14 protein-coding genes are annotated in these 11335 nt (G+C 28.9%); 9 read left to right on the forward strand and 5 right to left on the reverse strand.

The window, feature by feature from the left end; translation table 11 throughout:
• The first annotated feature begins 388 nt into the window (after window positions 1-388).
• The 5 genes from GUI12_03275 (at window position 389) to fliP (ending at window position 2453) form a co-directional block, all read left to right on the forward strand.
• Window positions 389-697 carry a hypothetical protein gene (locus GUI12_03275; protein UAT43157.1) on the forward strand — a complete coding sequence of 103 codons (309 nt, stop codon included), beginning with the start codon at window positions 389-391 and terminating at the stop codon, window positions 695-697.
• Window positions 698-701: 4 nt separating this feature from the next.
• Window positions 702-995 carry a hypothetical protein gene (locus tag GUI12_03280; GenBank protein ID UAT43158.1) on the forward strand — a complete coding sequence of 98 codons (294 nt, stop codon included), beginning with the start codon at window positions 702-704 and terminating at the stop codon, window positions 993-995.
• A 64-nt stretch (window positions 996-1059) separates the two neighbouring features.
• Entirely contained in the window at window positions 1060-1344 is a 285-nt protein-coding gene (locus GUI12_03285) for a hypothetical protein (protein ID UAT43159.1), read from the forward strand.
• A gap of 76 nt (window positions 1345-1420) precedes the next feature.
• On the forward strand, window positions 1421-1693 hold the full coding sequence (locus GUI12_03290) for a hypothetical protein (protein ID UAT43160.1): 273 nt from the start codon (window positions 1421-1423) through the stop codon (window positions 1691-1693).
• Window positions 1680-2453 (forward strand): flagellar type III secretion system pore protein FliP, encoded by a 774-nt coding sequence (fliP, locus tag GUI12_03295; protein UAT43161.1) that lies wholly within the window; start codon window positions 1680-1682, stop codon window positions 2451-2453. Before GUI12_03290 ends, fliP begins: the two co-directional genes overlap by 14 nt.
• Here the strand turns inward: fliP and recJ are convergent.
• Window positions 2450-4210 carry a single-stranded-DNA-specific exonuclease RecJ gene (gene recJ / locus GUI12_03300; protein UAT43162.1) on the reverse strand — a complete coding sequence of 587 codons (1761 nt, stop codon included), beginning with the start codon at window positions 4208-4210 and terminating at the stop codon, window positions 2450-2452. The two genes, fliP and recJ, sit on opposite strands and share 4 nt — an antisense overlap.
• A gap of 8 nt (window positions 4211-4218) precedes the next feature.
• Entirely contained in the window at window positions 4219-6159 is a 1941-nt protein-coding gene (gene uvrB / locus GUI12_03305) for an excinuclease ABC subunit UvrB (GenBank protein UAT43163.1), read from the reverse strand.
• Window positions 6160-6267: 108 nt separating this feature from the next.
• On the opposite strand from uvrB, the gene GUI12_03310 reads away from it, so the two are divergent.
• Window positions 6268-6579 carry a 50S ribosomal protein L28 gene (locus tag GUI12_03310; GenBank protein UAT43164.1) on the forward strand — a complete coding sequence of 104 codons (312 nt, stop codon included), beginning with the start codon at window positions 6268-6270 and terminating at the stop codon, window positions 6577-6579.
• Entirely contained in the window at window positions 6560-7438 is an 879-nt protein-coding gene (lipA, locus tag GUI12_03315) for a lipoyl synthase (protein ID UAT43165.1), read from the forward strand. Before GUI12_03310 ends, lipA begins: the two co-directional genes overlap by 20 nt.
• 14 nt (window positions 7439-7452) lie before the next feature.
• Here the strand turns inward: lipA and GUI12_03320 are convergent, their stop codons facing one another.
• From GUI12_03320 to GUI12_03330, 3 genes are all read right to left on the reverse strand, one after another.
• Window positions 7453-7842, reverse strand: a complete 390-nt coding sequence (locus tag GUI12_03320) for a hypothetical protein (GenBank protein UAT43166.1) — start codon at window positions 7840-7842, stop codon at window positions 7453-7455.
• 149 nt (window positions 7843-7991) lie between these two features.
• Window positions 7992-8978 carry a tryptophan--tRNA ligase gene (trpS, locus tag GUI12_03325; GenBank protein UAT43167.1) on the reverse strand — a complete coding sequence of 329 codons (987 nt, stop codon included), beginning with the start codon at window positions 8976-8978 and terminating at the stop codon, window positions 7992-7994.
• A 14-nt stretch (window positions 8979-8992) separates the two neighbouring features.
• Window positions 8993-9619 carry a nucleotide exchange factor GrpE gene (locus GUI12_03330; GenBank protein ID UAT43168.1) on the reverse strand — a complete coding sequence of 209 codons (627 nt, stop codon included), beginning with the start codon at window positions 9617-9619 and terminating at the stop codon, window positions 8993-8995.
• A gap of 189 nt (window positions 9620-9808) precedes the next feature.
• Here GUI12_03330 and GUI12_03335 point away from each other — a divergent pair, with 189 nt between their 5' ends.
• Window positions 9809-10507, forward strand: coding sequence for a hypothetical protein (locus GUI12_03335; protein ID UAT43169.1), 699 nt, complete (start codon window positions 9809-9811; stop codon window positions 10505-10507).
• Window positions 10491-11327 (forward strand): TrbG/VirB9 family P-type conjugative transfer protein, encoded by an 837-nt coding sequence (locus GUI12_03340; GenBank protein ID UAT43170.1) that lies wholly within the window; start codon window positions 10491-10493, stop codon window positions 11325-11327. Before GUI12_03335 ends, GUI12_03340 begins: the two co-directional genes overlap by 17 nt.
• Window positions 11328-11335 lie beyond the last annotated feature (8 nt).

Genomic DNA, 11335 nt, shown 5'->3' on the forward strand with positions numbered 1-11335 from the left:
TTCAAGATTTCAATCTCAAATAAAGCCTTCTCAAAAAATATAAAAAGGCAAATAATAACTTAACTAAATTAAATCGTGTAAAAAAAGATGCTAAAGATACAGCATACAATAGTCATTATTGTAACAATTACAATAAAATATTTTATTAATTTAATAAATTATGAAAATGATATCAATAAATAAACAACTAAAATTATTTTTACATCTTGAAAAAAAGTTAATTAAATCCAGATAAACAATTTTTAATAAATATCATTCATTTCAATAATAAATTTTTAAATAAAATAAGAAAAATAACTGTATAATAATACACTATTAATACACTATTTTAACAAGCAATAATTCTATAAATATGTTACCGTTATTTTTTTGCTTAGAATTTAACATTATGGATGAAAATTACATAAAGAAATTATCGTCTTTGGCAAAATTGACAATAAAAAATCATGAAATGAAAAACTATATAAAATCTGTAAATTTTGTTTTTGATTCTTGGTTAGATAAAATCGATCAACATTATGAAAAAATCAAAGAAAGAAATAATTTATTAATACAAGAAAGCTATAATAAGGCTGTAGATACTAAATTATTAGATGAAATAGAGCTCTTATCAGATGTTAGAAAGCATAAAGAGGGAAAGTTTACTTCTTCTGATAAGTCTAGATATTTTACCTTACCTAATATTATAGATAAATAATTTTATGAAAGATCAAAGTATAAACGCTCTATCAAGCGAATTATCTTCTACTGTTATGAAGATACGCGAGGGATTTGAATCTAATGCAAGTACAGGAAAAATTGATATGTCTCCTTTGAGAAAAGAAGGGGATAATCTGTTTGCTATAATTGCGCAAATAAGTAAAATCGCTGCTGATGATAATAGATCTGTTGAGATAAAAAATGTATCTAATGAATTGAAAAATACGATTGATGAGATAGAAAGTTTGCAAAAATTTGTAATGCAAGGCATAAGAAAAATGTGGAATATTAACTAAGTTAAATATTATGAACATGAATTTATGTTATCACTTTAGAAATAAATTTTTATAAGAGGTTTATATGAACGTAAGAAATGTTGTTGGAGAAATGTCGAGAGAAATTGATGCGGCAGAAATAATGATCAAAAATATACGAGAAAATGTAGATTTTGATCCCCAGAAAATAGAAAGTGGGCTGCAAAATATATTATCTTTGGTAAATAAAGTAAACGAATTTGCAAAAGTTGATTCTGATATTGAAGAATTAAGAAATCTGTATGGAATTTTAGAAAAGAATTTGAAAAAAATAGAAGAGCTACAACAAACTCTAGAAAGCAAAAGTTGGATGTTTGAATCTGATAAATAAAATAAAACTTAATAATATTTTAAACTTTTTGTCATACTTCAGTTAATATTATTTTAGATTAATTGCTGCTTTTGTAATGTCAGATTTTTTAAATCTGCAGTTTGTTCTATCTTTTTTAGTTATACTGTTGATTATAATCATTCCTTTTTTGGTATGGTTTGTTTTTGTAAAGAAAAATTTAATTAAATCAGCAAACAGCCAGGATAATGCGTTGAAGATCAAGAGAAGCATTTATGTTACTAGAAAGCAAAAAGTGGCAATTATTGAATATCATAGACATGAATATTTAATATTATTAGCAGAAAATCACGCTTTTCTAATTGATAAGATAGGCAATGGAGATACCTAGTATCTTTCGTAGATCAAATTTTTTGATATTAATATTTTTTTCACTGCTTGTACTCTTTCTTTTTTGTTGTGTAAGAGATTTATCAGCAGCTTCTTTTAGTTTAAACGTTGGAGAAGAATCAGATTTATCATCTGGAATATTACAGATGGTGATATTAATTACTTTACTTAGCGTAGCTCCATCTCTCCTCTTAATGGTTACTTCTTTTACAAGAATTATCGTTTCTTTATCCCTTCTGAGAACAGCAATAGGTTTGCAGCAATCACCGCCAAATATTGTGCTTACTGCTTTGTCATTTTTTCTAACAGTTTTTATAATGACACCCACTATAAGCAAAATATATGATGATTCTATAAATCCATTAATGACAAACAGTATTTCTGAAACAGAAGCATTAGAAAAAGCTATAAAACCCGTTCATGCATTTATGATTAAAAATGTTCGTCAAAGTGATTTAGCAACTTTTATGAGCATAGCAAATGTAGGTAAGGATGAGATAAAAACTCCTGAAGAAGTTCCTTTAGAAGTAATATTACCTGCATTCATAATAGGTGAATTAAAGAAAGCTTTTGAAATAGGCTTTTTAATTTTTCTGCCCTTTTTAGTGATAGATTTATTAGTCTCATCTGTATTATTAGCAATGGGAATGATGATGCTACCCCCGATGACAATATCTTTACCACTGAAATTAATATTCTTTGTTTTAATTGATGGATGGAATATAGTCTCAGAAAGTTTAGTAAAAAGCTTTATACGTTAAAACACTTCTATTATATTAAGTGATATAACTTCTTTTCCTCTCCATAAATCTAGCTTTACTTTAAATAAAATATGGGTAAAGAATTTTGATATTATCTTATCTCCTGTTGTCGTATCATAGGCATTAAATGCTATGGATTTAACTCTGTAGCCAGTTTTTTTATCTTCAACAAAAAACATAATATGTAAATCTTTCAGGATTTTAATATTTAGAATATTAAAATCTTTCATAATGAAACGTGGTTCACTATTGCCCATTCCAAATGGAGATATATCTTTCAATAATTTAACGTTATCCATTGTTAAATCAGATATCTTTATAATTGAATCATAATATAATTTTCTTCTCATATCATATTCTTTCAAATTAAATATAGAATCAAAGAAATTTTTCAAACTTTCTATTTCATTTTTAGCAACAGAAAAACCGCCTGCCATTGCATGCCCTCCACCTTCGATAATAATTTTTGATTCCTTTGCTTGCAGAATGTAATTACCTATATTTATCCCTGTGATAGAACGAGCACTCGCTTTTCCTATTTCTCCATTAAAAGAAATAACAAAAGTGGGCAAATGATACATATCTTTAATTCTTCCGGCTACAATTCCAATAACTCCTGGGTGCCAATCTTCACTATATAACAAGATATAGCGTAATTCATCTAAATTATATTTCTTGACTTTTTCTATTGCAGAATTTAAAACATGCTTCTCCTCGTTTTGTCTCTCTTTATTGTAAGATACAAGCTCTTCAACATACATTTCTGCCAAATTCTCATCTCTGGTAGACAATAATTTAGCTCCCAAATCTGATACACCTATCCTACCACCGGAATTAATATGAGGACCTATAATAAATCCAAGATGATATTCATCAATATTAAAAAAAACTTTTTGTTGAGAATTTTGAAAAACTCTTAAAAACACCTCTAGACCAAAATTAGGACGATCTCTTAGAATTTTCAAACCTTGTATCACAAAAGCTCTGTTTAAGCCGATTAAAGGAACCATATCACAAACAGTGCCTAAAGCGACAATATCCAAATATTTTATCAGATGTGGTATTTCAATATTCTGAAAATATTCGTCATTTTTAATAAATTTATTGAGTATTACCAAAACAAGGAAAGTAACTCCAACAGCTGCTAAATGCTTGCAATCAGATACTTGATCTTTTCTATTTGGATTCACAATGGCAAGAGCATCAGGCAAAATATCTTGGCTAATATGATGATCAATTATTATTATATCAAGGCCAATAGAATTAGCATAAGTAACCTGCTCATGAGCTACAGTACCACTATCAACAACTATGCATAATTTATATTTTTCTGATAATTTTTTCAAAGCGTTAACATTTAAGCCATACCCTTCTTCTATTCTATCAGGGATATAGATATCAACATCATATTTCAGATCTCTCATATAGTTCTTTATTAGAGCCGAAGAAGTAGCTCCATCAACATCATAATCTCCATAAACAACTATTTTTTCCTCATTTTTTATTGCAATAATAATATGCTCCACTGCTTTTTTTATATCAAGCAAATGTTCAGGGTCAGACATTAAATATCTTAATTTTGGATGTATAAATGACTCAAATTGTTCTGGATTAATCCCTTTAGCAGATAAGATTTCTGCTATAAATTTTGGAATAGAAAGTGTTTGCTGTAAAAACAGAGAATTTTTGACATCGCATTCTTTTTTAATCCAGTGATCTGGCAATTTTATTTCTGTTGTTTCTTCATAATGGGACATTTGCTACCTTAGGTATTTCTATTTTTGTTGATTATATTTATCTTATTACGTATTTCTATGGCTTTTTCAAAATTTAATTCTTCCGCCGCTTCATGCATTTCAGCAATTAAATCTGCTATATTGGTTTCATTATCACCAATATCTATAACATCTGAAAGATATTCATTAAATGCACCAGATATCACTTTATTAACTGTTTTAGGTACTATATTGTTATCAATATTATATTTTTCCTGAATTTTCCTTCTCCTCTCGGTTTCTGCTAAAGCTCTTTTAATAGATTTGGTAATAGTATCAGCATATAATATGACTCTACCTTCAACGTTACGGGCGGCGCGTCCTATTGTTTGGATTAAAGCAGTCTCTGAACGCAAAAATCCTTCTTTATCTGCATCTAATATTGCAACCAATCCACATTCGGGGATATCCAAACCTTCTCTTAACAGATTAATTCCTACTATGACGTCTATTATACCTTTTCTTAAATTGCGGATTATTTCTATTCTTTCCAAAGTAGTGATGTTTGAATGTAAATATGAAACTTTAATTCCAACATCTTGCATATATTCTGTAAGATTTTCTGCCATTTTTTTTGTCAAAGTTGTAGCAAGCACTTTATTACCTTTCCTTATTTCCTTATGACATTCATTCAATAAATCATCAACTTGATTATCAACTGGTCTAATAACACACATTGGATCTAGAAGGCCTGTAGGTCTAATAATTTGTTCAACATATTTTCCATCAGTTTGATCTAATTCATATCTTCCAGGAGTGGCAGAAACATATAAAGTGATTGGGCGAATCTCTTCCCATTCTTCAAATTTTAATGGCCTGTTATCTCTAGCAGAAGGTAATCTAAAACCATGTTCTATTAAAGAATTTTTTCTAGCTTTATCTCCATTATACATAGCGCCAATTTGTGGTACAGTTACATGACTTTCATCTATTATTAGCAGAGAATTTTTAGTAAAATAATCAAACAAAGTGGGAGGTGGCATTCCAGCTTTTCTTCCAGTTATATAACGAGAATAATTCTCTATACCCTTACACGTACCAGTTTCATATAGCATTTCTATATCAAAATTAGTCCTTTGTTTAATTCTATGTGATTCCACAATTTTTCCGAAATCATCAAACTCTTTTATTCTTTGATTTAATTCATCAGATATACTTCTTATAGTTTGATTAATAGTCATTCTTGGTGTTACATAATGGCTATTAGGAAACACACTTATAGCATCTAAAGTGGCGAATGAAGCACCTGTTAGAGGATCAAATTCTTCTATTTTTTCTATATAATCATCAAAATAGGATATTCTCCATGCTCTATTTTCATAATGAGATGGAAAAATACTTACAACATCTCCTTTTACATTAAAACTACCTCGGAACAAATTTGTTGTAGTTTGTTCATAATGCAGTTCTATTAGCCTTTCTTTTAATGTCTCTATTGGTATTTGATCATCCACCTTAACTGGGCATGCCATATTAAGGTAATTTATTGGATCTCCTAAACCATATATACAAGATATACTTGCAATAACAATTACGTGATCATTTTCTAGTAACGATCTGGTAGCAGAGTGCCTTAAACGATCAATTTTTTCATTTATTGATGAATCTTTTTCTATAAAAGTATCTGTTTTTGCAATATAAGCTTCTGGTTGATAATAATCGTAATAAGATACAAAATATTCTACTCTATTATCAGGAAAAAAAGATTTCATCTCTTCATATAATTGAGCTGCTAATGTCTTATTATGAGCAAGTATTATCGTTGATTTCTGTAAATTCTGTATAACATTTGCCATTGTAAATGTTTTTCCAGAGCCAGTAACACCAAGTAAAACAATGTCTTTTTCATTATCTTTGAACCCCTTGCATATTTTTTTAACTGCCATCGATTGATCGGCTGATATTTGATAAGAGGTTTTTATTTTGAACATTTATAACACTAATAAAAAATTAAATAGTATAATAGAATTGAAATATAACATTTATCATTATAATATTGTACTGGGATTTTTTATGATTATCTTTTTGGAGACCTCTATATGTCAAAATGTTGTGATCTAATGTTAAACAAGATCGTAAGATACGGAAATCGTGTCTCGAAGTCAAATAGAAAAACGAGAAGACAATTTCGTTTAAACTTGATAAATATGAGGCTTGAAAGTAATATCTTGAAAAGAATGTTTTCTTTCAAGATAAATACTCGAACTCTCAGAACTATCTATAAGAAAGGTGGTTTTGATGACTTTCTACAGAATACTGCAAATGCAAAGTTGACTGATGAGGGAAAAAAAATAAAACGCAAAATATTGAAAAAAGTTGCATTGAGTAAAAATGGTGAAGAAGCTTCCTAAACCAAATTGGTTGAGAGTAAAAGCACCTGCAGGGAATATCTTTGAAGAAACAAAATCTTTGGTAAAAAATCTAAAACTTAATACCGTCTGTGAAGAAGCTGCCTGCCCTAATATCGGTGAATGCTGGAATAAAAGGCATGCTACTGTAATGATACTTGGCAGTATATGTACTAGAGCTTGTAGATTTTGTAATGTAGATACAGGTGTTCCTTTTCCTGTGGATAGCTTTGAACCTCAAAGGGTAGCTTTGTTAGTACAAAATCTAAAATTAAGGCATGTTGTGGTAACTTCTGTTGATCGAGATGACTTACCAGATGGAGGGGCTTCGCATTTTGCAAAAACGGTGAATGCAATACGTGAAATATCTGAAAACACTACTGTAGAAATTTTGACTCCTGATTTTTTGGGTAAAATGAACAGTATAGAAATTATCACTGATGCTAAGCCTGATGTCTTTAATCATAATATAGAGACTGTTCCAAGGTTATATAGAACAATACGACCCAAAGCTAGCTATTTCAATTCTCTGATGCTGTTGAAAAAAGTAAAAGAGCTAAATAGTAAGATATTCACTAAATCTGGTTTAATGGTAGGATTAGGTGAAAGTATGGATGAAGTTATTCAAGTAATGGAAGATTTAAGGTCAGCAAATGTGGATTTTTTAACTATAGGTCAATATCTACAGCCCACAAATAATCATGCAGCAGTATCTAAATTTGTAACACCACTTGAATTTAAAGAAATGTATGATATAGCCCTCAGGAAAGGTTTTTCAATGGTTTCTTCCAGTCCTTTAACAAGATCATCTTATCACGCTGAAGAAGATTTTCTAAAACTTAAAAAAAATAAGGCAATTTAGCAAAAATTTGCATTTCACATGCATGTTCCTAAACACAAATTTCTCCGATCTGCACAACTTGAAGAGCATATTTTTGTTAATCCTGTTTTTTCAAGATCGATATCTTCATATGAGTTACATACTTCATGGTTAAATGGGTAATATAATGAATTATGCTCAACATCCTCTCTGTAGCAAAATTTGTCTCTATCAAAATACATATCACTCACATGTTTCATGCATACCATCATACACATAGTATATTGTTTAGCACAAAAATTCATACATTTATCTTCACCTACAGAACTACTGATATCACAATCAAGGCACATGTCATCGATGTCACTATAATTATAACCATCATCATACATAAAATCGTGGATTCCAATATATATTTCATCAGTTACCGTATTTCTACCCTGCATACCACAAGCAGAGAAAGTAATTAAAAAATATATATAAATAAAAAGCAAGCGATAAACCATACAACAGTTAATATGCTAAAAGAGAAAACTTTATCTGAATAAATAAAGAATATAGTAAATAAATTAACTTTATATTTACAACAAAAAAATTAAAAAATATTTATAATATCTTTAATTTTCTTCATTTTCCTCTCAGCAATATCTGCTGCTTTATCATTAGCGATAGAAATCTGATTATAGACATAATCAAGATCAGATCTTATTTTTTGTACTTCATCCTGTATAGGAATTAATTTGGCAACAAGCATCTCTGCTATTTGATGTTTGAACTCTTGATTACTAACATATAAATCACAAATTTTCTCAATATTGAATCCGGAAAGAATCGAATATATATTAACCAGGTTCAGCATTTCTGGTCGTTCATTAAGGCTATTAATTTCTAGATGATTTAAAGAATCTGTTTTAGCTGACATAATCTTTTTTCTTATTACATCTGGATCATCACTTAAATTTATCCTAGATCTTTCTGAAGAATCACTTTTACTCATCTTTGCATTCCCATTCTTTAAAGACATAATCTTTTCTAAATAACGTGAACCAATATATTGCGGCTCAGTAAAAATATCACTTTTAAATATAGTGTTAAAAGATCTGACTAAATCACACGTTAATTCTAAGTGTTGTTTTTGATCAATGCCTACAGCAACGTGCGTAGCATCATATAACAATATATCTGAAGCCATAAGCAGAGGATAAGTCATAAGGCCAGTGCAAATCTTATTTTTTGCACTAGATTTATCCTTGAATTGAGTCATTCTATTTAACCAGCTTATAGGTGTCATACAGCTCAATATCCATTGTAATTCAGTATGGAATGAAACCGAAGATTGAACAAATATTATACTTTTTTTAGGATCTAAGCCACTTGCAAGGCAATATATATAAGAAGAAAGAGTATCCTGCTTAAGAGAATCAAAAGATTGAAGATTAGTACAAGCGTGTAGATCAACAATACAAAAAATTGATTGATCGTAATCATTTTGCAAATCAACCCAATTTGCGATGGCACCAAAATAATTACCAATATGTAAACTTCCTGTTGGTTGTATTCCAGAAAACATAGTAGTTTTCATATTTATCCCCCAATTTAGATATCGCCACCGGAAACTATAACGGAAGCGTGACGCAAAATTCTCTCTCCTAATCTATAACCAGGACGCAATATTTCTATCACAGAATTATCAGGCATTTCAGGATCTTTTTCCAATTTAATTGCCTTATGTAAATTAGGATCAAAAGCAGATCCAATATCAGGGTTTATAATTTCTATTCCATACTTCTTAAGTAAATCATCGAACAACCCTAGAGTCATTTTTGCTCCCTTAATGAAATTAAATAATTTATCATCTTGAGCATAATCATCTTCATTGATAAGAGAGATCACGCTAGCAAAATTTTCAACTACATTCATCAAATCAACGGAAAAATTAGAGACAGCAAATTTTTCCTTTTTTTTCATTTCTTCATCTTTTCTAACAGACAAAGAGTCAAGCTGTTTCTTGTGTTCATCCTCTACAGAGCGAACATAATTACTTATAACATTCAATTTTCGTTTTAAATTATCGATTTCTATTGTTTTGCTTCTGATATTTTTTTGCAGATCTTCAATATTAACCTGCTCTTTTTCATCCTCTTTAAATTCCACTTCTTTTTCATTCTCTGCCATTTTTTCCTCTTTTTGCTCAGAATCTACAGATCTATTAAATACAGTCATTATAAAATAAAAGATTATAAAGGAGTGAACAATTATATCACTGATTGTAAAATATCTCAAATAAACAATCTTAATATTCTGATAAATACTAACAACATCAAAAATATATTACAAAGCAATTATTATTTTTTTAAATAAAATATTGTTTAATTCACTTATCTATGAAACAGGTTTACTAATCTCAATAAAATGTCATACGATACTGATTTAGAAACTAACAATATTCCTCCTATAAAATTGGACGAGGACAGATATTATGCAGAGGCATTAAAATGGTATCACAAGAAATATATATCTGTTTTATGGGAATTAAACTATCTATTTTATATTTTATGTATAGCATTTTTCATAATATTTTTATTATACTTATCTTTAAAAAAATTTATGCCTATTGCAGAAAAAGTACCATTTAAAATATATAGATCATACGAAAATACAGATGATCAAACAAAATTAATAAAATTAAAATCGGATAATACAAAAATAGGAGTACAAAATGCTATAGCAAGATATCTCATCGAAAACTATGTAACCCAAAGGGAAAATTATTCTATAAACAATCTAGAAAATCAGGAAAACTATATTAGAAATAATTCTTCTTATCAAGTTTTCAAAGAATTTATTGATCAAATGAATATTCAAAATAGAGATTCTCCTATTATAAAATATAAACAGAACACAGTAAAAACGAATATTCTTAATATTGAAATAAAAAATCTAAATAGTATAAATTCAAGTGCATTGCTAGATATAAAAAAAAGTATCAGCAATAACCAAGATCATTGGGATACTATATATGTACAATACCAATTGTCTGACATAAATTTGGCATATAAAAATAATGTACCTTTAGAATTTCTGGTAATAAACTATGAAGTGCTATCTTAAACTAATACTATTAATTACTACTTTATTTTTTAATATCAGTTTAGCATATTCAGAAATTCCAGTGAATCAAAAAGGAACTAATATGATTTCTTTGGCAGTGAGGAACGTGCCGCGTAACGTTCATATAAAACATGTTCTATATAAAGAAAACACGCTATATGAATATATAGGTTACTACGGAGTCGCAACTATAATAAATTTCGACAAAAATGAGGAAATAGTAAATCTTATTATGGGAGATACAACAGCATGGCAATTTCATAATTTAGGAAATAAATTACTTTTAAAACCAATAGGAGAGCCAGAAATAGCAACAACAAACGCAATCATATATACAAATAAAAATAGAACGTATCATATTATGATGCAAGCAGAAGAACCCAATAATATATATGATAGATCCATACCTTTTGAGATAAAATTCATATACAACGATAATGATACATTGGATGTGAAGAGAATCAGCGATATGAATTCAAAGTTATATAAAGTTAACATAGCAGATTTTGAGTACATAAATTTTGAATACACAGTATCTGGAAATAACTTAATAAAACCTCTAAGGGTATTTGATGATAGGCAATTCACATATTTTAAATTTTATGACATCAACGGTGATATCCCAGCAATATTTTCTGTTGATGATGACGGATATGAAGCATTAATCAATTTTAAAATACAAGATGATTATATAGTAGTAGATAGAGTTGTATCAAGATTCACTCTTAGACACGGCACCAAACATGCCTGTGTCTTTAATGAAGCAATGCCTTATTCTTATATCAGAGAAAGAGATGATGAAGCAACAAACATACAATAAATAGAAAT

The organism is Anaplasmataceae bacterium AB001_6 (assembly GCA_020002265.1).
Taxonomy (GTDB): Bacteria; Pseudomonadota; Alphaproteobacteria; order Rickettsiales; family Anaplasmataceae; genus AB001-6.